This window comes from Novosphingobium mangrovi, from assembly GCF_022818885.1.
GTDB lineage: Bacteria > Pseudomonadota > Alphaproteobacteria > Sphingomonadales > Sphingomonadaceae > Novosphingobium > Novosphingobium mangrovi.
This window is the reverse complement of sequence record NZ_JALHAT010000028.1, coordinates 15,548-38,423: the sequence shown is the minus strand read 5'-3', so window position 1 is coordinate 38,423 and position 22,876 is coordinate 15,548. Positions and strand designations below refer to the sequence as shown.

The following is a 22,876-nucleotide window of genomic DNA, read 5'->3' as shown; positions in this document are numbered from 1 at the left end:
TCTCGTGTCATTCCAAGCAAGCGCGAGGCGCCTGTGTTCCCGCATGGCCACCCTCATTCAGCAGCCTCCTGCTTGCGCTGGCGCAGCAGCGGGTCCGCTGCGAAGCGCATTGTCACCACGGTTCCGCCGCCCTCCGCGGGGGTAAAGGTCATGTCGCCGCCATGTTCCTCGACGATCTTGTTGACGATCGCGAGGCCAAGGCCGGTGCCCTTTTCGCGGGTGGTAACGTAAGGTTCAATGATCCGTTCGCGTGCCTGTGAGAGACCAATACCGTTGTCGGCGATACGCACCTGGATGCAGTCCTCGCTGGCGGCAATGTCCACCGCAATCCGCCCCTTGTAGTCCTCACCGGCTTCGCGCGCCTTGGTCTCGGTGGCCTCGACCGCGTTCTTGAGGACGTTGGTCATGGCCTGGCCGAACTGGTGGCGGTCGCAATCGATGGTGCCGATCTCGTCCTCGGCGGCGAAGGTGAAGTCGACGTCGGGGCGAGCGACTTCTTGAAGGAACAGGGCCTGGCGGGTGAGCGCCACGGGGTCTTCTGCGCGAAACACGGGCTTGGGCAGCCGGGCGAACGAGGAGAACTCGTCGACCATCCGGCGCAGGTCGCCGACCTGCCGGATGATCGTGGCGGTGAGGTCCTCGAAAAGCTCCGGGTTGTCGGTGATCTGCTTGCGGTAACGGCGGCTGAGACGCTCGGTCGCCAGCTGGATCGGGGTGAGCGGGTTCTTGATCTCGTGCGCAATACGGCGCGCGACGTCCGACCAGGCCGCCGTGCGCTGGTCGACCAGCTGGCGCGTGATGTCCTCGAAGGTGATGACGTGGCCGGTCGCATCGCGGCTCGTCTTCACGGCAAGGGTCAGGAGTTCGCCGCCGCGGCTGTATTGGACAATGCCGCTGCGATCATCGCTCTCGATCATGGTCGCAATGGCCGGGGCCAGCTCGGCAATCGGCATGCCCTCGGGCACGTCGTCCTGATTGGTGAGCTTGAGCGCGGAGCTGTTCATCAGGAGAATGCAGCCCTTCTCGTCGAGCGAAATGATGCCCGAAGTCACCGATTCCAGAACGGCTTCGATGAACAAGCGGCGTTCGTGAAGCTGGCGGTTGGCGCCCAGAAGCGCCTGCGTCTGCTTGTCGATCTGCGCGGTCATGCGGTTGAAGGCGCGGTTGAGAAGGCCGATCTCGTCGGTTCCGGTACGCCCTTCGAGCTGAAGCGAGTAGTTGCCCGCCCCCACACGGCGTGCCGCCTCGACCAGTTCGTAGAGAGGTTGCACCTGCCGGTCTGCAAAGCGCAGCGCGAACCAGACCGAGAGCCCGACCAGCGCCAGAGAACCGACGAACAGCGCGACGTTGAACTGCAGCTGCATGATCCGCGCACGGCTGGTCAGGACCTCGTAAGCCTGCACGATGTTCTCGGCGCGCTGCCCCTGACTGAGGGAAACAAGGTCATTGGTGCGCGCGACCAGCAGGTAGACACCCGACTGGCGCTCGATCGGTGCGCCCGCAACGATGCGGTTGTTCTTCGATTCCGCGACATAGGGTTCGCCCTTGTCGAGGCGTTCGAGCATTTCCTTGCTCAGACGGTTGTTCTCGGACTTGTTGTCCGGATCAACGATGATCGGGGTGCGCTGCTCCCCATTGGAGTCGATCTGGATGACTGCCGCAACCGACAGATTGCGGAGCAGGACCTGCTCGGCGAGGAAACGCTGGAAAGTCGGACTGACGACAGGATGGCTTTCGAGGGTGACACGCGAATCCTGCGCCATCGCCGCAGACTCGTAACCCACGTCACGCACCGTCTGTTCGTAGTACCCCCGTGCCAGCTTGTTCGCGTTTTCGAGGAGACCGCGCGAGTTGTCGGAAAACCAGAACTCGACACCCGACTGGAACAGCCACGACGCGAAGACCACCACCAGCAGCGTCGGTATCGCCGAGATGAGCGAAAAAATGAACACCAGGCGCACGTGCATCTGCCCGGTGCCGCCGATACTCTCCGCCGCGCGTTGCAGGGCTATGTAGCGCCCCAGAAGCACGATCAGCGCCATCGCAGGCACCAGCATGCCGACCAGAAGTGTCGCCGTGAGATTGGAGGGAATGGGCCGCGCCGCATCCCACCCCGAATTGAGGCTGATCCAGGTGATCGAACTCATGACCACGAAGGCGACCACGCACAGCGCGGCGATCACCGCGAAGATGTTGGCTCGGCGCGCAGCGATCTGGAATCGCCTCCACCACCGTGGCCAGTTTCGTCGTGTCGCGGGTACTGCACTCATCGTTGCACCTATACAACACCCCTGTTGCGCCAGCGCAAGTTCCAAATCTGCGTCGTGCGTTCGGTTGCAGGCACATATCGGCGAGACGACGCCGTGCCCGCATCGCCGTCTGCCCCCATGAAGATTAACGCCGGGCGAATTCCTCCGGGTCAAGCGCCAGTTCGCTCAAGCGCTTGCGCAAGGTATTGCGGTTGATCCCCAGGGCCTGCGCCGCGCGCAGCTGGTTTCCCGCAGTCTGGCGCAGGATCGAGGCGAAGAGCGGACGCTCCAGCGCCGCAAGCGCCGAGGCGTAGATCGTCCCCGAGGCGGGCTGCGCGCTTTCCAGCCACTGGACAATGGCCGTCTCGATATCGGACCTTTCCGGACCGCTTTCAGGGGCAGGCTCGGCGCTGGCCGCCTGGCGCAGCAGCGGGACAACGACCTCCACGTCGATCATGTCCTCACGCGCCAGCAGGGTGAGCCGGTAGATGAAGTTCTTGAGCTCGCGCACGTTGCCCGGCCAGGCCTGCTCGCCCAGCAGACGCGAGGCCGCCGGGGTCAGCTGGCGCCGCGGCAGACCCTCGCCTGCGGCCTGCTGGAGGAAATGGCGGGCCAGCACCTCGATATCATCGCGCCGCTCGCGCAGGGGCGGCATGTGAATGGGCACCACGTTGAGGCGGTAGAACAGATCCTCGCGAAAGCGTCCGGCCGCGATCTCGGGTTCGAGCGACTTGTTGGTGGCCGCCACGATGCGCACGTCGAGACGGATGTCTTCCTGCCCGCCCACGCGGCGGATCGTGCCCGACTGGAGCGCGCGCAGAAGACGCGTCTGCGCCTGCATCGGCATATCGCCGATCTCGTCGAGGAACAGCGTGCCGCCCGCCGCCTGCTCGAACTTCCCGACATGGCGCGCGACCGCACCGGTAAAGGCGCCCTTCTCGTGCCCGAACAGCTCGCTTTCGATCAACTCGGCCGGGATCGCGGCCGTGTTGACCGCGATGAACGGCCCGGCCCGGCGGTTGCCGAGCTGGTGGATCGCCTCGGCCACCAGTTCCTTGCCCGTTCCCGATTCGCCCAGGATCAGCACGGTGAGATCGTTGCGCAGGACGCGCGTGATCATGCGGAAGACCGACTGCATCGCCGGGCTGCGGCCCACCAGCGGCAGGCCATCCTCGACGATGTCCTCATCCTCGAGGGCATCTCCACCGCCCGCGTTGCCCGCCGCCTGGCACACCGTGCGCGCCAGTTCGTCGATGTCAAAGGGCTTGGGAAAGTACTCGAAGGCTCCGGTGTCGGTCGCGCGCACAGCGGTATCAAGCGTGTTCTGCGCCGAAAGGATCACGATCGGCATCTCGGGGCACAGCGTTCGCACCACCCCCAGGGTCTCGATCCCGTCCCCATCGGGCAGCATGACGTCGGTCACCAGCGCATTGAAACGCTGCTGCTGCAAAAGCCGGTCGCGCTCGGCGAGTGTCTCGACATGCGTCACGTTCGCGCCTTCGGCGACCAGTGCCGCATCGATGACAAGCGCGATCGAGGGGTCGTCCTCGACCAACAGGACTTCGATCACGATGGCCTCCCTCCCAAGAGTATCTTTCGTGTTTCCTTCGCAAGCGGCAAGTGAACGCGAAAGTGCGTAAGCCCCTTCACGTCGTCGCGCTCGTGCGTGATGCGCCCGTTCATCTCGCGCACCAGCTTGCGCACGAGCGGCAGCCCCAGCCCCTGTCCCGATTTCTTGCTGGTGACGAAGGGCTCGAAGATATGCTCGCGAAGGTTCGGCGCCACGCCTTCACCATTGTCGGTCACGCGCAGCTCGACCGGCAGGCGCAGCGGCTTGCCGTCCTCGGTAGTGTGCAGCTGCAGCCCGCTGGCAAAGCGGGTGCGCACCATGACGCGCGGCACGGCTTGCGAAAGGCTGGCTTCCATCGCGTTCGACAACAGGTTGATGATGACCTGCACCAGAGCGTCGGCGCTTCCCTGGACCGGGGGCAGCGAAGGATCGAACTCCTCGCGGATGGTACAGTATTCCGGGTGCTCGGCGCGGCCGGCGTGGATCACATCAATGGCGCGGCGTGCGGCCTCGTGCAGATTGCACGGCGCCATGGCGGGGGCCGTCTGACGGCTGAGGTCCTGCATGCGCCCGATAAGATCGGCGATACGGTCCACCTCGCTGGTGATGAGATGGGTGAGCGCGTAGCCCTTTTCATCGACCTGACGCGCCAGAAGCTGCGCCGCTCCGCGGATCCCGGCGAGCGGGTTCTTGATCTCGTGCGCCATGATCTCGGGCCCGCGCAGAGCGGCGGCATCGAAACCACCCGAATCGTCGCCCAAGGCGTCCGCCGTCGTGTGATCGTGGATCGTCAGGATCTGCCAGCGCGGATGATCGGCGACCGGCGCGACGTTGAGGTCGATCCGGCGCATGCCCATGCCCTTGACCTGCACCGCCAGTTCGCGCGCCGAGACCGGTGTCTCATAGTCGTCCAGACGGTCCAGCACGCGCGGGCTCGCCACATCAAGCAGCTCGCGCAGGCCTACCCCCACCAGACGCCGCAGCGACTGGCCGAAGAACTGTTCAGCCGCCGGATTGACCGAGGCGATGCGCAAGCCCGGCTCAAGCAGTACGACCGCCTGCGGGAGGCTGGCCAGCACGCGGTCGGCTTCGGGCAAGGTGATGCCCGCCGCCTCGCTCATGCGGCCTGCGCCTCGCGATAGGGGGCGTAGAACTCGGCCAGCGCGCGCAGCACTTCGTCGGGATCGTCGATGAAGTTCGCTCGGTTGCGGAACTCGGCCGAGCCCTTGATGCCCTTGACGTACCAGCCCAGATGCTTGCGGGCCATCTTGACGCCGGTATCGCGCCCGTAGTGCTCCAGCATCGCTTCGTAGTGTTCGCGGATGATCGCGTACTGCGCGCCGAAATCGGGCTCGGCAGCGACTTCCTGCCCGCACCACCACTGCATGATCTGCGAGAGGATCCAGGGCTTGCCGTAAGCGCCGCGCCCGACCATCAGGCCGTCCGCACCCGACTGCTCCAGAGCGTTTGCCGCGTCCTCGATACCGCAGATGTCGCCGTTGACGATGACAGGGATCGAGACCGCATCCTTGACCTTGCGCACGAAGCTCCAGTCCGCGCTGCCCTTGTACATCTGGTTGCGGGTGCGCCCGTGGACGGTGATCATGCGGGCACCCAGATCCTCGGCAATACGCGCAAGTTCAGGGGCGTTGAGGCTGTCATGGCACCAACCCATGCGCATCTTGACCGTGACCGGGACCTTGACCGCCTTGACCGTCGCCTCGATCAGGCGCGTCGCCAGCGGCACGTCGCGCATCAGCGCCGAACCCGCATCGCCGTTCACGACCTTGCGCACCGGGCAGCCCATGTTGATGTCGATGATCGCCGCGCCGCGATCCTCGACCAGCTTGGCCGCCTCGCCCATCTGCTCGGGCTCGCAGCCGACGAGCTGCATCGCGACCGGATCCTCGCACGGATCCCACATCGCCTTCTGCACCGAAACGCGCGTTTCGCGAATCGCCGCGGGGCTGGCGATCATCTCGGTCACGTTGAGACCGGAGCCGAAGCTGCGCACCATCTTGCGGAACGGAAGGTCGGAAACCCCCGTCATGGGCGCGAGCACGACGGGACAGTCGATACGCACGGGACCGATGTCGATGGGCTTGAGCGCGGGCGCGGCCGGCAGGTGAGTGTCGTGTCGAGTCATATCTTGTGCAGTACTGCCTAAAAAACAGGCAGGCGCATAGTGGATTGCCCTCGCCGCAGCAAGCGATTACCCGCAATCGCGATGACGCAGAGCACTTCGACTTCCCCCCGCGCCATATCCGACACACCCAGAGCCGCCGCCGTCGTGGTGGCTGCAGGCAAGGGTTTGCGCGCCGGACAGCCCCTTCCCAAGCAGTTCGCGAACTGGCGTGGCAAGCCGGTCCTGCGCCACTCGGTGGTGTCTCTGGCCGCCGCAGGGATCGCTCCGATCTGCGTCGTGATCCCCGAAAACGCGGGGCCTGTCGCACGTGAGGCGCTTTCCGGCATCGCCGGGGTGATATTTACAGCAGGCGGCGAGACCCGCCAGGAATCGGTGCGCCTTGGCCTTGAAGTGCTGGCCGGTTCGCAGCCCGAGCATGTCCTGATCCACGATGCCGCGCGGCCGATCCTGCCCCAAGCGGTGATTGCACGGCTGCTCACCGCACTGGAGCACCACAAGGGCGCAATCCCGGTCCTCCCGGTGGTCGACAGCCTTGCCCACGCCGAGCCGGGCGCGCATGGGCCGCGCATGGGCGCAAGCGCGCGGCGCGAGGACCTGAGGCGGGTCCAGACCCCGCAAGCCTTCCGATTCGCCGAAATCCTCGACGCCCACCGCGTCTGGGACGGCCCCGCCAGCGCCGGAGATGACGCCCAGGTTGCCCAGGCCTGGGGCTGCGACATTGCCCTCGTCGAAGGAGACGAAGCCCTGCACAAGTTGACCTACAGCCACGACTTCACTCCCGCCGCCCCGCCCATGCGCGTGGGCACCGGGTTCGACGTCCACCAGCTGGAAGAAGGCGAAGACCTGTGGCTGTGCGGCGTCAAGATCGAGCACACCCACGGCCTGGCGGGCCACAGCGATGCTGACGTGGCCATCCACGCGCTCGTCGATGCACTGCTCGGCGCGATTGCGGCGGGCGATATCGGGCAGCACTTTCCACCCAGCGACGCGCGCTGGAAGGGCGCGTCCTCGGACCGCTTTCTCGCCCACGCCGCCTCGCTCGTGGCGCAAGCGGGCTACACGCTCGGCAATGCGGACGTGACAATCATCTGCGAGGCGCCCAAGATCGGCCCTCACCGCGACGCGATGCGCGCGCGTCTGGCCGAGATTCTGGGCGTCGACCCGCAGCTTGTCAGCGTCAAGGCGACCACCAGCGAGAAGCTGGGCTTTACCGGCCGCCGCGAAGGCATTGCCGCGCAGGCCGCCGTCAGCCTCGTGCGGGTCTGAACCAAGGGCTTTTCAAGGAGACGTCTGGTGACCCGATTTGCTTCTCGCACTCGACAGTATGCGCGCCGCGGACTGGCCGCAGGAGTTGCTGCCAGTGTCGCCTTGTGTCCAACGCTCGCCAGTGCGGCCGCGCAGGCCTGCCTGACCCGCGGCGAAGCGCGTTCGGTCCTGACTTATTCGCTCCCCCAGGTGATCGACGGGACGGCGCGGCGCTGCCGCCAGGCGCTGCCTGCCGACGCCTTCCTGTCCACCCATGGACAGGAAATTGTCCAGCGCTACTCCGGTCCGCGTGAGCAGTACTGGCCCGAGGCCCGCTCGGCCTTCCTCAAGCTGAGCCGCGGGCGCGACGAAGGCATGGGGGCAATCGCTGCACAGCTTCCCGACGAAACGCTCAAGCCGCTCGTCGACGCGACCGTTTCAGGCCTCGTCGCGCAGGCCATTCATCTGGAATCGTGCGAGGAGATCGATTTTGCGATCGACCTGCTCTCGCCGCTTCCGCCCCAGAACACCGCTGGGCTCATCGCGCTCTTCATCGAAGTCGCGGCCCGCTCGGAGACGATCGCCCGGCAAGGCAACGCCAATTCGAAGGCGCTGGGCGGCCTGACCATCTGCAAGGACTGACATGGGTAAACAGCTTCTCTTCCCGACCGACCTGTTCGATCTCGCCGAACGCGTGATCACCGAGAACAAGGCACTGGGCCGGACCATTGCCGTGGCCGAAAGCTGCACCGGCGGTCTTGTCTGCGCGGCGCTGACCGAAGTGCCGGGCTCCTCGGCCGTGCTCGAGCGCGGGTTCGTGACCTATTCCAACGAATCGAAGCAGGAAATGCTCGGCGTCCAGCCCGACCTGATCGAGGCCTTCGGCGCCGTTTCGCCCGCCACCGCCTGGGCCATGGCGCAAGGTGCCCTGCGCCAGAGCCGCGCGGACGTGGCCGTGGCGATCAGCGGCATTGCAGGCCCTGGCGGCGGCACCGAGTTGAAGCCGGTCGGCACCGTCGTCTTCGCCCGCGCCTTTCGCGGCGACGAAGAGGTCAACGCCGAGCAGCAGCACATCGAAGGCGAGGACCGCGCGGCAGTACGCCACCAGGCGGCGCTGACGGCACTCAACCTCCTCCTCCCCTAAAAATTACTTTATTTCAGGACCTTGAAAGACAAGGGTAATAAAAGAAAACCCCGCAGGAGGCCTGCGGGGTTTTCTTTAGAAACCACTTTAAGTGCGGCGTGGGCGGTGTGGTTACAAATTGCAACCACTCCGCTCCGCCATCCAGGTCAGCCTCCAGCGGGCGCGCCGTAAAGCTCGCTCGCGCGCGTCTCGAACGCGGCCACCATCTTGCGGAAGGCCTTGTCGAAATACTGGCCCGCCAGCTTCTCGAACAGCGCGTTGCGGAACGAGAAGCGCACATCGAACTCGACATCGCAGCTGGTCTCGTCGACCGGATGGAACGTCCAGACGTTATCGAGGTCCTTCATCGGCCCATCGACATAGTGAACGCGGATCTCGCGCGGACGGGTCTTCTCGACGCGTGAAGTGAACTTCTCGCGCAGCGCCTTGAAGCCGACGAGCATGTCCGCGACCATCTCGGTGTCACTGTCCGAACGGACACGGGTCGCCACGACCCAGGGCAGGAACTCCTGGTAGCGACCGACATCGGCCACGAGATCGAACATCTGCTCCGCGCTATAGGGGAGCCGGTAGGTTTCATGAATTCCGGGCATTTGGGTGTAACGGGCTTTCCGTGGGCCTGTTCCGTGCCCGCGCCTGCCCAGCTCTGGACAGGGACCGCGGGCCTCGGAAGCTTAGCGCTTTTTCTTCTGTTCCTTAGCGAGACGCGCTTCACGCGCGGCGCGCATCTCGGCAAAGTCATCGCCCGCATGGTAGCTCGAACGGGTCAACGGCGTCGAGGCGACCTGCAGGAAGCCCTTGGCACGCGCGATGGCCCCATAGGACTTGAACGCCTGCGGGGTCACGAACTCGGCGACTTCGGCGTGCTTGGGCGTGGGCTGGAGGTACTGGCCCATGGTCAGGAAGTCGATGTCCGCGCAGCGCATGTCGTCCATGACCTGATGCACTTCGAGACGCCCTTCGCCCAGGCCCAGCATGATGCCCGACTTGGTGAAGATCGAGGGGTCGTGCGCCTTGACCTCTTCGAGCAGGCGCAGCGAGGCATAGTACCGCGCGCCGGGGCGGATCGTCGGATAGAGACGGGGCACCGTTTCCAGATTGTGGTTGAACACGTCGGGACGGGCCGTGGCGATCGCCTCGATGGCCGCGCGCATCTTGCCGCGGAAATCGGGGGTCAGGATCTCGATGGTGGTCTTGGGGGTTGCAGCGCGCAGCGCCTCGATCACCTTGATGAACTGGTTCGCGCCGCCGTCGGGAAGATCGTCACGGTCAACCGAGGTGATGACGATGTGTTCAAGGCCCGTCTTCAGCGCCAGCTCGGCAACATGCTCGGGTTCGGCGGGATCGACGCGGCCCGGCATACCGGTCTTCACGTTGCAGAACGCGCAGGCGCGCGTGCACGTGTCGCCCAGGATCATCACCGTCGCGTGCTTCTTTTCCCAGCATTCCCCGATGTTGGGGCACGCCGCCTCTTCGCACACCGTGTTGAGACTGAGATCCCGCATCAACTGGCGGGTTTCCCCATAGCCGCGACTGGTCGGCGCCTTCACGCGGATCCAGTCGGGTTTGCGCTTGCGTTCGGGCTTGGGAGCGGAGGAAAGATCGTTCATGGGGCCCAGATAGTCCCTCCCGGCGTCGCTTGCCACCCCCAATATGCACGCTAATGATCGCGCAATCGTGCTTTGTCGTGCAGGCGAAACGCAACGGAAGAAACTGCGTTATACCTAGCGCAATGGTTTGCCAGATAATCCCAAGGAGTTTTCAATGAGCGAAGCCAAGTCCCCCGTGCTCGAAGATCTCGTGGAGGGATACCGCCGCTTCCGGTCCTCCGGATGGAGTCAGAACCGTGAACGCTGGGCGAAGCTCAAGGACGGCCAGGAGCCGCAGGTCATGGTCATCTCCTGCTCCGACAGCCGCGTCGATCCCAGCCAGATCTTCGACGTCGATCCCGGCGAGATCTTCGTGGTCCGCAACGTCGCCGCCCTCGTGCCGCCCTATGAGACCACGCCTGGCCACCACGGCGTTTCCGCCGCGCTGGAATTCGCGGTGCAGGTGCTCAAGGTCAAGGAAGTGCTGGTCATGGGCCATGGCATGTGCGGCGGCTGCAAGGCCGCGCTCAGCCAGAGCCTGCGCGGCAATGCCCCGGGCGCGGGCGGCTTCGTCGATGACTGGATCTCGCTCCTCGACGAGGCGCGCGAGAAGGTTGTTGCCGACCATGGCGACAGTGGCCGCGCTGCCGAGATCGAGATGGAGCACGCCGGTGTGCGCGTCAGTCTCGAGAACCTGATGACCTTCCCCTGGGTCAAGGACAAGGTCGAGAGCGGCGAACTCACCCTGCGCGGTTCGTTCTTCGCCATCTCGGACGGCATCCTGCACCTGATGAACCCGGAAACGAAGGAATTCGAGCCCGCCGATTGATCGGCACCGGCAATTCTGTCGAGCGCAGGACAGCACCCTGTCCCGCGCTCGACAACCCGCCATTCACCTAGCCACAAAAAAGGAGGCGATGGACACCGAGCCCACCGCCTCCTTTTTTCGTTTCCTGCAGGACTGGGCGGCGACCGGAAGGTCCGGCAGCCCTGCCCTTACCCCTCGATCAGGACTTGCTGGCGGCGTAAGCCGACCACAGCTCTGCAACCGGCTTCGAGGCGCCGCCAACCTTTGCAAGGGTCGCCTCGGCTTCGGCGTACTTGCCCTGACGGGCCTGCGCGATGCCCAGACGCAGCGCGACGGTGTTTGCATCGACGCCCGGCTTTTCCAGAGCGCGTGCGTAGAAGGTCTCGGCCTTGGCGTTCTCGTCGTAGCTCAGGAACACATCGCCCGCGTTGGTCAGCGTAGCGAGGGTCGCGCCGGGCTTGGCCGCTTCGGCTTCCTGCGAGGGCAGCGAGGCCTTGTCCGACTTCACGCGCGCTTCGGTGTCGGCCTTTTCGGTGCCCAGATCAGCGCTCGCGAGCGCGCCCTTGGCAAGACCCTGGTTCATGATCTTGAGCGCTTCACCCGGATAGCCGCGCGGGTCGGCGTTCTCGAGGTACTCGAGGTAGTCGCGCTTGTCCTTCATGGCCTGCGTTTCGTACATCAGGCGCATGAGATCGAGGTTCTGCTGCTTGGGCAGGCTGGCGAGCTGGCGCACGATCGAGGACGAGATGTACCAGGTGTCGGGCGAGGGATAGTTCTCGGCCAGCATCGCGGCATATTCGGTCGAGGCCGCCAGGTCCTTGGCGTCATAGGCCGACTGCAGCGCGGCGCGCAGCGAGCTCTCTGCCGGCGCACGGCCCGCAGCCTGGGCTGCTGCAATGTCTTCCTTGACCATCGCGAGCGCCGCTTCGGGGTTGCCCGAGCGCTTGTAGGTGTCGGCCAGCAGCAGGTCGAGCTGGTTGTTGGGGTCCTGGTAACCGGCATCCTTCGCCGCCTTCAGGTACGGCGCGGCGGACGCGAAGTCCTTCTGCTGGTAATAGGTGACGCCAAGGTCGTAGTTGACCGGGCCGATCTGCTCGGGCGCGACCTTGCCGCTGTCGAGACGCATCTTGAGCGCCTTGATCTTGAGGTCATTGTCCTTCGAGATGATCGCGAAGAAGCGCATGAAGTCACCCAGGACGTTCTTGTCGTCCGGGGTCGTGGCCACGGAGGCCGCCTTCTCGTAGGCCGCCTTGGCGTTGCCGCCCAGTTCCGCGTTCATCACCGCAACGGCCGCAGCCATCGTCTGGTCATTGGGGGTTCCGCCCAGTTCGGCGCGGGCCTTCTTGTCGGCTTCCTGGATGGGAATGAATTCGGCGACGAACTCCTTCGAGTAGTCGGCCGAGCCCCCCTTGTCCTTCTTGGCAGCGAGAGCGGTCGTCGGGGCCACCGAAACCGCAAGACCGCTCGAGAGCGCGACCGCAAGGGCCACACGGGAAATCAGGAATTTGCGAGCCATGATCCAGGCTTACTCCTCTTGCACTGCGGGGATGCGCTTCGTGCGCCTCTCCCGGGTAAATTCGACAGTCCGCCGCGTGATGGCGATGAATTCCACCGTTGGCAACCTTGCAGCCGACCTAAAGGCTTACGGCTTAACGCGGATTGAATGCACTTGGCCGCAGCATGTTCCCCAGGCGTCTCATGCAAGGGTGCGCGCAAAGCCGCGCGGCCAGCACGGCACACCTTGAATTTGTGGAAAAGAACCTTCGAATTGGCGCCATGTGCACGCTTGTGGTGGCAATCGCCCGATCCTTGCCCTAGAGCCGACTATCCGTTCCTGAATGCTTGGCAGAAGACGACATTAGCGCGTGAGCGAACAGACCGAAAACCTCGACCCGACCGGCCCCGACGGCGAATACGCTCGTATCGACATCGTCGATGAGATGAAGTCGAGCTATCTCGATTACGCGATGAGCGTGATCGTGAGCCGCGCGCTTCCCGACGTACGCGATGGCCTCAAGCCGGTGCACCGGCGCATCCTCTATGCGTGTCAGGAGGCCGGCTACGTCGCAGGCAAGCCCTACCGCAAGTCGAGCCGCATCGTCGGTGACGTCATGGGTAAATACCACCCCCATGGCGACAGCGCGATCTACGATGCCCTTGCGCGCCTGACGCAGCCCTGGTCGATGCGCCTGCCTCTGGTCGATGGTCAGGGCAACTTCGGCTCGATGGACCCCGATCCGCCGGCCGCGATGCGTTACACCGAGGCCCGCCTCGACAAGAGCGCCAACGAACTCCTCTCGGACATCGACAAGAACACCGTCGATTTTGCCGACAACTACGATGGCTCGGAAAGCGAGCCGACCGTCCTTCCCGCCCGCTTCCCCAACCTGCTCGTCAACGGCGCAGGCGGCATCGCGGTCGGCATGGCCACCAACATTCCCCCGCACAACCTGGGCGAGGTGATCGACGGCTGCTTCGCGCTGATGGACGATCCGACCACCAGCAACGAACAGCTGTGCGAGATCATTCCGGGCCCTGACTTCCCGACCGCCCCGCTGATCCTGGGCAAGAGCGGCGCGCGCAACGCCTATACCACGGGCCGCGGCTCGATCATGATGCGCTGCCGCCACGAGATCGAGGAAGGGCGCGGCGACCGCCGCTCGATCGTCCTCACCTCGATCCCCTATCAGGTGGGCAAGAACAACCTGGTCGAGAAGATCGCCGAGGCCGCCAAGGACAAGCGCATCGAGGGCGTCTCGGACATCCGGGACGAATCGAACCGCGAAGGCGTGCGCGTGGTCATCGACCTCAAGCGCGACGCCTCGCCCGAGGTCGTCCTCAACCAGGTCTGGCGCAACACGCCCGCGCAGTCGAACTTCGCGGCGAACATGCTCGCAATCCGGGGCGGCCGCCCCGAGATCATGAGCCTGCGCGACATCCTGCAGGCCTTCATCCACTTCCGCGAAGAGGTCATCACCCGCCGCACCAAGTACGAGCTGAACAAGGCGCGCGACCGTGCGCACATCTTGCTCGGCCTCGTCGTTGCGGTCTCGAACCTCGATGAAGTGGTCAAGATCATCCGCGGCTCGTCCAACCCGGCCGATGCCCGCACCAAGCTGCTCGCGCGTGAGTGGCCGATCGGCGACATCGCGCCCTACATCCGCCTCGTTGAGGCAATCGAGCCCAACGCGGAGGAATCGGACGGTGTCTACCGCCTGTCCGAAGTCCAGGTCCGCGCGATCCTCGACCTGCGCCTGCACCGCCTCACCGCGCTCGGCCGCGACGAGATCGGCGACGAACTCAAGGAACTGGCCACTGCGATCGAGGAATACCTCTCGATCCTCGCCGACCGCGTAAAGCTCTACGGCGTCATGCGCGACGAGCTGAAGGCCGTGCGCGACGCTTACGCGACGCCGCGCATGTCCGAGATCACCGCCGCCTTCGACGGGATCGATGACGAGGACCTGATCGAGCGCGAGGACATGGTCGTGACCGTCACCATGGACGGTTACATCAAGCGCACTCCGCTCTCGACGTTCCGGGCCCAGGCCCGCGGCGGCAAGGGCCGCGCCGGGATGGCGACCAAGGACGCGGATGCGGTGACAACGATGTTCGTCACCTCCACCCACAACCCGGTGCTGTTCTTCTCGACCGCGGGCAAGGTCTACCGCCTCAAGGTTTACAAGCTGCCCGAAGGTGGCCCGACGACCCGTGGCCGTCCGATCATCAACATGCTACCCGCCCTCGACAAGGACGAGACGATCCAGACCGTCCTCGCCCTCCCCGAGGACGAGGCGGAATGGGGCAAGCTCTCGGTCGTGTTCGCCACGTCGAAGGGCAACGTGCGCCGCAACGCAATGGATTCCTTCGCGAACATTCCGTCCAACGGCAAGTTCGCGATGAAGTTCGATACGAACGCCGATGGCACGCCGGGCGATGACTACCTGATCGGCGTTGCCCTGCTCGATCCGAGCGACGACGTGCTGCTGGCCACCCGCAAGGGCAAGGCGATCCGCTTCGCCGGCGACCAGGTCCGCGAGTTCACGAGCCGCACCTCGACGGGTGTGCGCGGCATGAACCTCAAGGACGACGACCGTGTCATCTCGCTCTCGATCCTGCACCGCGTAGGTACCGAATCGGAAGAACGCGACGAGTACCTCAAGTTCGCCCCCTGGAAGGGTGAGCGCGAAGGCACATGCTCGCTGTCCGAGGAACGCCAGGCCGAGCTGGCCGAACGCGAGGAATTCATCCTCACGGTCTGCGCCAACGGCTACGGCAAGATGTCCTCGGCGTATGAATACCGCCGCACCGGCCGTGGCGGCCAGGGCATCACCAACATCGACAACATCGCCCGCAATGGCGATGTCGTGGCCAGCTTCCCGGCGACGCGCGAGCAGCAGCTCATGCTTATCACCGACCAGGCCAAGATGATCCGCCTTCCGCTCGAGACCATGCGCGTCATCGGGCGCGGCTCAGCTGGCGTGCGCCTCTTCAACGTCTCCAAGGGCGAGCAGGTCGTGGGCGCGGTGCGCCTCGACGAAGCCGCCGAAGAGGAGATCGAGGACATCGCCGTCGAGGCCGGTGCAGAAGCTCCGGCAACCGATGCCCCAGCTCCTGAAGGCGAGGCTCCGGACGAAGGTGACAGCGAGGCATGAACAGCGGCCCTGCGACCACGGGCGTCGCCTACAAGATCCTGACCGCGCCGCAGATGGAAACGCTGCTGCGCGACCAGGCCTTCACGGGCGCGCCGATCGACCTGGCCGATGGCTACATTCACCTGTCCGACGCCGGACAGGTGAATGAAACGCTGGTCAAGCACTTCGCCGGACAGGACGATCTGCACCTTGTTGCGGTCAATCTCGATACGCTCGAAGGCGCCGTTCGCTGGGAAGTGTCGCGCGGTGGTGCGCTTTTTCCCCACCTCTACGGCGAACTGCCGATGTCGGCCGTGATGGCGCACGCCCCAGTGGCGCGTGATCCGGATGGCGAGCTGATTCTTCCGGCCTGACCGACGACCTCACCTTGCGCACGCCAACCGGGCCGCGAGAGGTGCGCTCGACATTCTGAGGAGCCCGAGGGCGATGGCCCTCGGAACTTCCTTGTCTTCCTTAAAAATCGTCCCAATCGACCCGCGCGATTTCCTCACGCTGGCGCAGCTCACCGGTGACACCGGTCGCCAGGACCAGATTGCCGAAGTAGAGCGCGAGCCAGGCAATCACCGCCTGCGGCGACTCTCCAGCCAGGTATTCGGGCACCGTGATCTGGAGGACACCGCCCACCACGATGAGTACGCCGCCCACCCCGACGCGACTCTGCGCAAAGGTGCTCATCCAGGCCGAGGCCGCCAGCCCGCCCAGTGCAAGGCCATAGAACAGCGGCACCGGCACGCCGACACGACTTGCCGCAAAGTAGCACAGGAGCGGCGTCAGCAGGAAAAGCCCGGCGGTTCCGATCCGCCTGTTGATGTCAGGATCGTCGCTTCGGTGGCTGAGGAAGAGCGAAAGTCCGGCAAACCAGCCCAGCATCAGCACGATCCGCGCAAAGCCTGGATAGAAGCCTGTCAGCGCACCTGCCAGCGCCTCGAACCCGAGCATGGCGGCGAGAAGCTGGGTATCTCGCCCCTTGTGGCGCAGCAACGCATAGACCGCGAGCAAGCCCAATGGCAGCGCCTCCAGAGCCATCCAATAGACCCCCGGAACCGGGGTGCGCGAGACAAGGAACCAGGCATGGCCCAGTGCCAGCGCAAGGCTGGTGAGGAGCCAGGGACGTCGTTCCACGAGTGCGCGCCGGGGCATATCTGTCTTGCAACCTCCATCATTGGCGCCACGCCGCATCGGTGTCTGGATGCAAGCGCCTGAATATCCCTGTTTGTCCGTTCCCGTCCGGCAAGTCATCCCCCCAAATCGGGTTCGTGCCCCGCAATCCCCCTCTTCCCGCCAGCGAGCAGAACGGCTAGGCGCCTCAGCTATGACACAGAAGGTTCACATCATCGGCGGCGGCCTGGCTGGCAGCGAGGCCGCCTGGCAGCTGGCTCGTCGCGGTTTCCAGGTCCGCATCTCGGAAATGCGTGGCACGGGCGAAGGCACGCCCGCGCATCAGACCGATGGCCTCGCCGAGCTGGTGTGCTCCAACTCGTTCCGCTCGGACGATGACGAGAAGAATGCGGTCGGTCTTCTCCACCATGAAATGCGCGCCTGCGATTCGCTGATCATGGGCGCGGCCAAGGTCGCTGCGGTCCCGGCGGGCTCCGCGCTAGCGGTTGACCGCGACGTGTTCTCCGCCGAAGTCGAGAAGCGCCTGTCCGCGCTGGACAACGTCGAGATCGTGCGCGAGCGCGTCGACCAGCTTCCCACCGAAGGCACGACCATTGTCGCGACTGGCCCGCTCACCGCCGAGGCGCTGGCTGGCAGCATCGGCGCGGCGACCGGCGCGGACAGCCTGGCCTTCTTCGATGCCATCGCGCCCATCGTTTACCGCGACAGCATCGACATGGACATCTGCTGGATGGCCTCGCGCTGGGACAAGCCCTCCAAGGTCGGCGGCGGGACCAAGGACTACATCAACTGCCCCATGACCAAGGAGCAGTACATCGCCTTCCACCAGGGCCTGGTCGATGGCGAGAAGACCGTGTTCAAGGACTGGGAAGCCAACACCCCCTACTTCGACGGCTGCATGCCGATCGAGGTCATGGCCGAACGCGGGGTGGAGACACTGCGCTTCGGGCCGATGAAGCCGGTTGGCCTCGACAACCCGCACTGGGCGACCCCAGAGCACCCCAACGGCCGCTGGCCCTACGCCGTTGTCCAGCTGCGCCAGGACAACAAGTTGGGCACGCTGTGGAACATGGTCGGCTTCCAGACCAAGCTCAAGCATGCCGAGCAGGTGCGCCTGTTCCGCACCATCCCGGGCCTGGAGAACGCCGAGTTCGCGCGCCTGGGCGGGTTACATCGCAACACCTTCCTAAACTCGCCTGTCCTGCTTGACCGCCAGCTGCGCCTCAAGACCGCGCCGCACGTGCGCTTTGCCGGGCAGATCACCGGCTGCGAGGGCTATGTGGAGAGTTCTGCGGTAGGCCTCATGGCCGGGCTGATGACGGCGGCCGAACTGACCGGGCGCACCTGGCATGCGCCGCCCGCGACCACCGCCATGGGCGCCCTGCTCTCGCACATCACCGGCGACGCGGAGGCCGAGAGCTTCCAGCCCATGAACGTGAACTTCGGCCTCTTCCCGCCGCTCCACGAGGTCTCCAAGAAGCAGCGCAAGGAGGCCTACACCGCGCGCGCCAAGGAAGAGATCGGCCCCTGGATCGCCGGGCTCACCCCGGCGGCCTGACGCCTTCTTAAATCTTGTCCAGCGCCCGACAGTTCCCGTCCAGCGCTGGACAGAAGCACGACCTCAATCGCAGGCGCACTTGGGTTTCGGCTTGGGCTTGCGACGTGGCGGAGCCGTGCGCGCGAACTCTTCGGGCGTCAGCCAGTCGTTGCCATCGACATCGGCGTACTCGAACTTGTCGACCGTGGTGACGGCCCACTCCTCGAAGGTGAGCAGGTTGTTGCCATCGGTGTCGAGCTTGCGGAACGCCGAGGTCCGGGTCGAGAGCATCTCGTTGCGCGAGATGCGGCCATCGCTATCGCGGTCATAGCGCCCGAAGCGGCGCTGCTCGCGTGAAAGCTCATCCGCCTCGGGCGGCGCAGGCCCCACCAGCAGCTCCAGATCGTCCGCCGCATAGGACGGTAGCGCATCGTCATCCCCGCTCCCCAGCGTGGGAATGACATCGGGCGGCGGCGCGGCACTCTCCACAAGAGCCCGCCCCTGCATCCAGAACAGGCCAAGGGCAACGAGACACAAGGCCCCGAAAGCTCCCAGCACGACGCGGCTCATCTCCACCCCCCTTCGCGGACACGAAGAATGGCGGATCGCCACCGCTACGTAAAATTACAGATTGTTCACCGCGACTAGCGCCCGAGCAGCCCAACCCCGATGGCGCGCATCAAGGCGCTGGGCGAACGGGCCGCCTCTTCGCTGCCCTTGGCATGACGCCGCGCCGAAAGCACCTCAAGAACCTTGAGCGGGCGCAGCGCGCGGGGCACGCGTCCACGCGTCGTGGCTCCGTTGTTGGCGAGGAGGCGCTCGACAGCGGCGCGCTCCTCCTCCTTGCTCAGCCGGACGGCAAGATCGGTCAGTCCCCAGGCACGGCCGATGGCTTCGGCCTGCCCTGCGGCGCCTGCGCAGCCGACTTCCTGAGCGAAGGCGCCAAAGGCCCGTGCGCGGCCATCGGCCATGGATTGCAGCGCGCCATGGGTCAGCGGCGAAGGTGCCGTGAGCGCCTCCCAGCCATCGACCAGGGCCATTGCGCCCTCGTGTCCCCCCGACCAGCTGCGAAAGGCCGCGAGCAGAGGCTCCCCCTGCGGCCAGGCCGACGCGTCCTGCCCCAGGGTCTCACGCCACCACGAGAGCCGCAACTGCGCGAGCATGGGTTCGGACGAGTGGCGCAGCAGATTGGCCAGACGCGCGTCGAGCGCAAAGAGTGCAAGCGTCTGCAGACGGGCGCGCTGCGGCGCATAGGACAGCGCAAGACGGGCCAGCGGGGAAAGCGAGGCGAGCAGGCTGTCCTCGATTTGCGCGGGGCTCAGCGGAGCGGGTCCGGCGGCGGATTCTTGTTCAGACACAGCAGCGCCTCTTAACTTCCGCGGCCACACTTGCAAGCGTTGCGCACGCACCGGCCATGCAGGAGGCCCGCGCAACGGCGCGTAATTCCGCCATTCCTCACCCGCACACACTGCAAACGATAACATTCACAGGTCCGGGAATTCGCCGGGCTTCGCATTAACTACGATTACTCCACATTTTATAAGGTTTTTAGGGGTATTTCGGCAAGAGCTACCCCAGCAGGCATTTACCAACCGATGAACCATAGGACACGTCCCCCGGGACAAGGTGATAGCATGCGGCAGACCCTGTCCTGCCTTCGAGAGCTTGCGCGTGAGCGCAGCGGCAACACCTTCCTGATCTTTGCAGCCGCGGTGACGCCGCTGCTCGCGCTCGTCGGCGGTGGGATCGACATGGGCCGCAGCTACCTTTCCGAGACCCGCCTCCAGCAGGCCTGCGATTCGGGCGTACTTGCCGCGCGCAAGGCGCTGGGCTCGCAGGTCGTCACCACAGGGGTGGTTCCTACCGAAGTCTCGGTGATCGGCAACCGCTTCTTCAATGGCAACTTCGGCGAAGGGGCCTACGGCTCGCGCGAGCGCACATTCCAGATGGCGCTGGAAAACGACTTCTCGATCTCCGGCCTGGCCAGTGCCTCGGTGCCCACCACGATCATGCGCATCTTCGGGAGAACGCATATTCCCGTGCGCGTACGTTGCGAGGCGAAGCTCAATTACTCCAACACCGACGTGATGATGGTGCTCGACACGACCGGCTCGATGGACCTCACCAATGCCGGGGACAGCGAACCCAAGATCACGGTCCTGCGCCGCGTGGTGAAGGACTTCCACGCCCAGCTGGAAGGCAGCAAGACGCCGGGCGTACGTATCCGCTATGGCTTCGTGCCCTATTCCACCAACGTCAACGTGGGGTACCTGCTGCGCTCGGACTGGATGGTGGATACGGCCAGCTACGAGGGCCGCATCGCCAAGAGCACTGGCAAGACCGAAACCGTTCCTAAGTACAAGTACACCTACCAGACGATCAGCGGCACACGCACCTCGGACGCAAGCTGGTTCGAAACCGAGTGTCCCGGCGACACCGCAACCTGGCAGATGATCGCCTATGGCTCGGGCACCGGCTACGAGGTGTGGGACACGCGCGTCAAAGGCGACACGTTCGCCTGCGCGCCCGCCGATGGCGGCTTCACCGTGACCCCGACCCGCTACACCGATTACGTCTACCGCACGTTGAAGCAGGAAGATGGCGTCGAGACCAAGGAAGTCTACAAGTGGCAGTACAACAGCGTCGCGCTTGACGTGCGTTCGCTGAAAGGTTCGTCTGGCAGCGCACTCTACAAGGGCGGCGCGCTTCGCGTGCGCATGTACGGAAGTCCCTCGCCCACGCCCCAGAACATGTCGGCTGGCTTTCGCGGCTGTATTGAAGAACGCGATACCTACCAGATCACCGATTATGACAACGTCGATCTGACCAAGGCGCTCGATCTCGACATCGACCGCGTCCCCGAGGCCACCCAGCCTGGCACGCAGTGGCGCCCGATCCTTCATGAGATTTCCTTCGAGCGGGCCTGGTCGGCAACCGGAGGAAGCTTCTCCAGGCAGCCGGTCATGACCGACGAGAACTACATGCAGGCCAGCAATTACGGCGTCACCGCCTGCCCATCCCGCGCGCACAAGCTGGCCGAAATGACGGCGAGCGAAGTCGCGAGCTATGTCGACTCGCTCAGGCCCGAGGGCAGCACCTACCACGACGTCGGCATGATCTGGGGCGGACGCCTGCTGTCCCCCACCGGGATCTTCGCCAGCGAGAATGCGGACGTGAACCAGCGCCCGACGACGCGCCACCTGATCTTCCTGACCGATGGCGAGACGGCACCCAATGACTTCAGCTATGGCAGCTACGGGATCGAGCCGCTGAGCGAACGCCGCTGGTCGCCCTCCTCGCCCTACTCGCTGACGCAGACCGTGGAGAAACGCTTCTCCTATGCCTGCAGCGAAGTGAAGAAGAAGAACATCACCGTCTGGGTGATCGGCTTTGGAACCGAGATGACCGACATGCTCAAGACCTGTGCGGGGCCAGGCCACTGGTTCCAGGCGGACAACGCGGACCAGCTCAACGATGCCTTTGATGCCATTGCCAAGGCCATGGGCGACCTCCGGATCGTGCAATGAGGCGGCGCGATCTCTTCCAGGCCTGGGCGCAGGACCGGCGCGGTGTTGCAGCGGTGGAGTTCGCGCTCGTCGCACCTGTCATGCTGCTCACGATCTTCGGCCTCTTTGACCTGGGCTACAACGTCTACACCGCCGAACAGCTCGAGGGCTCGATCCAGAAGGCCGCGCGCGATTCGACCATCGAGGGCGCAGCAGGCCGCACAAGCCAACTCGACGAGCGGGTGCGCGAGGCGGTGCATGCCATTGCTCCGGCTGCCGAGCTGACCTTCGAGCGCACGGCCTACGCCTCGTTCTCGGACATCGGCGCGCCGGAAGACTTTACCGACGTCAACGGCGATGGGACCTGCAACGCGGGCGAACCGTTCGAGGACGCCAACGGCAACGGCGCCTGGGACGCAAGCCAAGGCACGCGCGGCCAGGGCAGCGCCCGCGATGCGGTGCTCTACGAGGTGGAGGTCACCTATCCGCGCCCGTTCCCCGTCACCGCGCTCCTGGGCATGGGCGACACCTTCACGATGCGTGCCCGCACGGTGCTGCGCAACCAGCCCTACGAGACCAACGACGCCCCGCCCAGCATCGGAAATTGCCCATGATCCGCCAGATCAGCCCGATGATCGCCTCTGTCGCACGCCGTCTCAAGGCCCTGCCCGGCGCCCGTGCAGGCGTCGCAGTAACCGAGACCGCCCTGGTGCTCCCCTTCTTTCTGGGCGCCGGCCTCGCCGGGATCGAACTGGCCAACTACTCGCTGACGACGCTGCGCGTGGGGCAGCTGGCTGTGCAGGTCGCGGACAATGCCTCGCGCATCGGCGACATTTCGACACTGGAGAACCGCAAGATCTACGAAGCCGACATCAACGACCTGCTGCTGGGCGCCAAGGTCCAGGCCGGATCGGGGATGGATCTCTATGAGAACGGGCGGGTGATCGTCAGCAGCCTGGAAGTCAATGCGGACGAGGAACAGTACATCCACTGGCAGCGTTGCATGGGCACGCTCCAGATAGTGTCCAGCTACGGAGAAGAAGGCGACGAACTCCCGAATGGCATCGGGCCGGAAGACCGCAAGGTGCTCGCCCAAAGCGGCGATGCGGTCGTATTCGTGGAAATCGCCTACACCTATCAACCGCTCATTTCCAAAGCCCTGATGGGTGCGCGCCGGATCGAGAGCATCGCCTCCTACACGGTGCGTTCGAGCCGAGACCTCTCGCAGATCTATCAGGTCGAAGGCCAGGCCCACGCGCCGGTCTCCTCCTGCGACAAGTTCAGCGACACCGCGGCCTGAGCACCACG

The 22,876-nt window shown here is 65.1% G+C and carries 20 protein-coding genes; 10 read left to right on the top strand and 10 right to left on the bottom strand.

The window, feature by feature from the left end:
• Positions 1–53: 53 nt before the first annotated feature.
• The 4 genes from MTR65_RS14360 to dusB form a co-directional block, all read right to left on the bottom strand.
• Positions 54–2,270 carry a sensor histidine kinase gene (locus MTR65_RS14360; protein WP_243801366.1) on the bottom strand — a complete coding sequence of 739 codons (2,217 nt, stop codon included), beginning with the start codon at positions 2,268–2,270 and terminating at the stop codon, positions 54–56.
• 124 nt (positions 2,271–2,394) lie between these two features.
• Complete coding sequence (gene ntrC, locus MTR65_RS14355) at positions 2,395–3,816, bottom strand: nitrogen regulation protein NR(I) (protein ID WP_419145051.1); 1,422 nt, start codon at positions 3,814–3,816, stop codon at positions 2,395–2,397.
• Complete coding sequence (locus tag MTR65_RS14350) at positions 3,816–4,940, bottom strand: two-component system sensor histidine kinase NtrB (protein ID WP_243801364.1); 1,125 nt, start codon at positions 4,938–4,940, stop codon at positions 3,816–3,818. The genes ntrC and MTR65_RS14350 overlap by 1 nt, the downstream gene beginning before the upstream one ends.
• Complete coding sequence (dusB, locus tag MTR65_RS14345) at positions 4,937–5,965, bottom strand: tRNA dihydrouridine synthase DusB (RefSeq protein ID WP_243801362.1); 1,029 nt, start codon at positions 5,963–5,965, stop codon at positions 4,937–4,939. The genes MTR65_RS14350 and dusB overlap by 4 nt, the downstream gene beginning before the upstream one ends.
• Before the next feature lie 81 nt (positions 5,966–6,046).
• Between dusB and MTR65_RS14340 the strand changes: the two genes are divergently transcribed.
• From MTR65_RS14340 to MTR65_RS14330, 3 genes are read left to right on the top strand one after another with little or no spacing between them, the layout of a single operon-like run.
• On the top strand, positions 6,047–7,231 hold the full coding sequence (locus tag MTR65_RS14340; protein WP_243801360.1) for a bifunctional 2-C-methyl-D-erythritol 4-phosphate cytidylyltransferase/2-C-methyl-D-erythritol 2,4-cyclodiphosphate synthase: 1,185 nt from the start codon (positions 6,047–6,049) through the stop codon (positions 7,229–7,231).
• A 27-nt stretch (positions 7,232–7,258) separates the two neighbouring features.
• Positions 7,259–7,852, top strand: a complete 594-nt coding sequence (locus tag MTR65_RS14335) for a hypothetical protein (protein ID WP_243801359.1) — start codon at positions 7,259–7,261, stop codon at positions 7,850–7,852.
• 1 nt (position 7,853) lies between these two features.
• Entirely contained in the window at positions 7,854–8,354 is a 501-nt protein-coding gene (locus tag MTR65_RS14330) for a CinA family protein (RefSeq protein ID WP_226638471.1), read from the top strand.
• Positions 8,355–8,500: 146 nt separating this feature from the next.
• On the opposite strand, the gene MTR65_RS14325 is transcribed toward MTR65_RS14330, so the two are convergent.
• Together MTR65_RS14325 and lipA are read right to left on the bottom strand one after the other, a co-directional pair.
• Positions 8,501–8,947 (bottom strand): type II toxin-antitoxin system RatA family toxin, encoded by a 447-nt coding sequence (locus MTR65_RS14325; protein ID WP_226638470.1) that lies wholly within the window; start codon positions 8,945–8,947, stop codon positions 8,501–8,503.
• 81 nt (positions 8,948–9,028) lie between these two features.
• Complete coding sequence (lipA, locus tag MTR65_RS14320) at positions 9,029–9,964, bottom strand: lipoyl synthase (RefSeq protein WP_243801356.1); 936 nt, start codon at positions 9,962–9,964, stop codon at positions 9,029–9,031.
• A 154-nt stretch (positions 9,965–10,118) separates the two neighbouring features.
• Between lipA and MTR65_RS14315 the strand changes: the two genes are divergently transcribed.
• On the top strand, positions 10,119–10,772 hold the full coding sequence (locus MTR65_RS14315) for a carbonic anhydrase (protein ID WP_243801354.1): 654 nt from the start codon (positions 10,119–10,121) through the stop codon (positions 10,770–10,772).
• Positions 10,773–10,950: 178 nt separating this feature from the next.
• Here MTR65_RS14315 and MTR65_RS14310 read toward each other — a convergent pair whose 3' ends face one another.
• Positions 10,951–12,267 carry a hypothetical protein gene (locus MTR65_RS14310; RefSeq protein ID WP_243801352.1) on the bottom strand — a complete coding sequence of 439 codons (1,317 nt, stop codon included), beginning with the start codon at positions 12,265–12,267 and terminating at the stop codon, positions 10,951–10,953.
• Positions 12,268–12,691: 424 nt separating this feature from the next.
• Here MTR65_RS14310 and gyrA point away from each other — a divergent pair, with 424 nt between their 5' ends.
• Both gyrA and MTR65_RS14300 read left to right on the top strand, forming a co-directional pair.
• Positions 12,692–15,406, top strand: coding sequence for a DNA gyrase subunit A (gene gyrA, locus MTR65_RS14305; protein WP_419145050.1), 2,715 nt, complete (start codon positions 12,692–12,694; stop codon positions 15,404–15,406).
• Entirely contained in the window at positions 15,403–15,759 is a 357-nt protein-coding gene (locus MTR65_RS14300; RefSeq protein ID WP_243801347.1) for a DUF952 domain-containing protein, read from the top strand. The genes gyrA and MTR65_RS14300 overlap by 4 nt, the downstream gene beginning before the upstream one ends.
• Positions 15,760–15,859: 100 nt before the next feature.
• Here the strand turns inward: MTR65_RS14300 and MTR65_RS14295 are convergent, their stop codons facing one another.
• The gene (locus MTR65_RS14295) at positions 15,860–16,546 is read right to left on the bottom strand and encodes a hypothetical protein (RefSeq protein WP_243801345.1); all 687 of its coding nucleotides are present in this window, start codon (positions 16,544–16,546) and stop codon (positions 15,860–15,862) included.
• A gap of 172 nt (positions 16,547–16,718) precedes the next feature.
• Here MTR65_RS14295 and trmFO point away from each other — a divergent pair, with 172 nt between their 5' ends.
• Entirely contained in the window at positions 16,719–18,083 is a 1,365-nt protein-coding gene (gene trmFO / locus MTR65_RS14290; protein ID WP_243801343.1) for a methylenetetrahydrofolate--tRNA-(uracil(54)-C(5))-methyltransferase (FADH(2)-oxidizing) TrmFO, read from the top strand.
• A gap of 63 nt (positions 18,084–18,146) precedes the next feature.
• Here the strand turns inward: trmFO and MTR65_RS14285 are convergent, their stop codons facing one another.
• Both MTR65_RS14285 and MTR65_RS14280 read right to left on the bottom strand, forming a co-directional pair.
• Positions 18,147–18,632 (bottom strand): EF-hand domain-containing protein, encoded by a 486-nt coding sequence (locus MTR65_RS14285; RefSeq protein WP_226638462.1) that lies wholly within the window; start codon positions 18,630–18,632, stop codon positions 18,147–18,149.
• 74 nt (positions 18,633–18,706) lie between these two features.
• Positions 18,707–19,420, bottom strand: a complete 714-nt coding sequence (locus tag MTR65_RS14280) for a squalene/phytoene synthase family protein (RefSeq protein WP_243801341.1) — start codon at positions 19,418–19,420, stop codon at positions 18,707–18,709.
• Positions 19,421–19,696: 276 nt separating this feature from the next.
• Between MTR65_RS14280 and MTR65_RS14275 the strand changes: the two genes are divergently transcribed.
• The 3 genes from MTR65_RS14275 to MTR65_RS14265 are packed head-to-tail and all read left to right on the top strand — an operon-like array spanning position 19,697 to position 22,868.
• Positions 19,697–21,589: a Tad domain-containing protein gene (locus tag MTR65_RS14275; RefSeq protein ID WP_243801338.1), complete on the top strand. Its 1,893-nt coding sequence runs from the start codon at positions 19,697–19,699 to the stop codon at positions 21,587–21,589.
• Positions 21,586–22,182: a TadE/TadG family type IV pilus assembly protein gene (locus MTR65_RS14270; protein WP_243801336.1), complete on the top strand. Its 597-nt coding sequence runs from the start codon at positions 21,586–21,588 to the stop codon at positions 22,180–22,182. Before MTR65_RS14275 ends, MTR65_RS14270 begins: the two co-directional genes overlap by 4 nt.
• A complete protein-coding gene (locus MTR65_RS14265; protein WP_243801334.1) occupies positions 22,179–22,868 on the top strand; it encodes a TadE/TadG family type IV pilus assembly protein in 690 nt (229 codons plus the stop codon). Before MTR65_RS14270 ends, MTR65_RS14265 begins: the two co-directional genes overlap by 4 nt.
• Positions 22,869–22,876: the final 8 nt, after the last annotated feature.

Excerpts from the sequence above, each read along its gene's own strand:
- MTR65_RS14360 (WP_243801366.1), bottom strand. The coding sequence starts at position 2,270 with ATGAGTGCAGTACCCGCGACACGACGAAACTGGCCACGGTGGTGGAGG.
- MTR65_RS14350 (WP_243801364.1), bottom strand. The coding sequence starts at position 4,940 with ATGAGCGAGGCGGCGGGCATCACCTTGCCCGAAGCCGACCGCGTGCTG.
- dusB (WP_243801362.1), bottom strand. The coding sequence starts at position 5,965 with ATGACTCGACACGACACTCACCTGCCGGCCGCGCCCGCGCTCAAGCCC.
- MTR65_RS14340 (WP_243801360.1), top strand. The coding sequence starts at position 6,047 with ATGACGCAGAGCACTTCGACTTCCCCCCGCGCCATATCCGACACACCC.
- MTR65_RS14330 (WP_226638471.1), top strand. The coding sequence starts at position 7,854 with ATGGGTAAACAGCTTCTCTTCCCGACCGACCTGTTCGATCTCGCCGAA.
- MTR65_RS14325 (WP_226638470.1), bottom strand. The coding sequence starts at position 8,947 with ATGCCCGGAATTCATGAAACCTACCGGCTCCCCTATAGCGCGGAGCAG.
- lipA (WP_243801356.1), bottom strand. The coding sequence starts at position 9,964 with ATGAACGATCTTTCCTCCGCTCCCAAGCCCGAACGCAAGCGCAAACCC.
- MTR65_RS14315 (WP_243801354.1), top strand. The coding sequence starts at position 10,119 with ATGAGCGAAGCCAAGTCCCCCGTGCTCGAAGATCTCGTGGAGGGATAC.
- MTR65_RS14310 (WP_243801352.1), bottom strand. The coding sequence starts at position 12,267 with ATGGCTCGCAAATTCCTGATTTCCCGTGTGGCCCTTGCGGTCGCGCTC.
- gyrA (WP_419145050.1), top strand. The coding sequence starts at position 12,692 with ATGAAGTCGAGCTATCTCGATTACGCGATGAGCGTGATCGTGAGCCGC.
- MTR65_RS14300 (WP_243801347.1), top strand. The coding sequence starts at position 15,403 with ATGAACAGCGGCCCTGCGACCACGGGCGTCGCCTACAAGATCCTGACC.
- MTR65_RS14295 (WP_243801345.1), bottom strand. The coding sequence starts at position 16,546 with ATGCCCCGGCGCGCACTCGTGGAACGACGTCCCTGGCTCCTCACCAGC.
- trmFO (WP_243801343.1), top strand. The coding sequence starts at position 16,719 with ATGACACAGAAGGTTCACATCATCGGCGGCGGCCTGGCTGGCAGCGAG.
- MTR65_RS14285 (WP_226638462.1), bottom strand. The coding sequence starts at position 18,632 with ATGAGCCGCGTCGTGCTGGGAGCTTTCGGGGCCTTGTGTCTCGTTGCC.
- MTR65_RS14275 (WP_243801338.1), top strand. The coding sequence starts at position 19,697 with ATGCGGCAGACCCTGTCCTGCCTTCGAGAGCTTGCGCGTGAGCGCAGC.
- MTR65_RS14270 (WP_243801336.1), top strand. The coding sequence starts at position 21,586 with ATGAGGCGGCGCGATCTCTTCCAGGCCTGGGCGCAGGACCGGCGCGGT.
- MTR65_RS14265 (WP_243801334.1), top strand. The coding sequence starts at position 22,179 with ATGATCCGCCAGATCAGCCCGATGATCGCCTCTGTCGCACGCCGTCTC.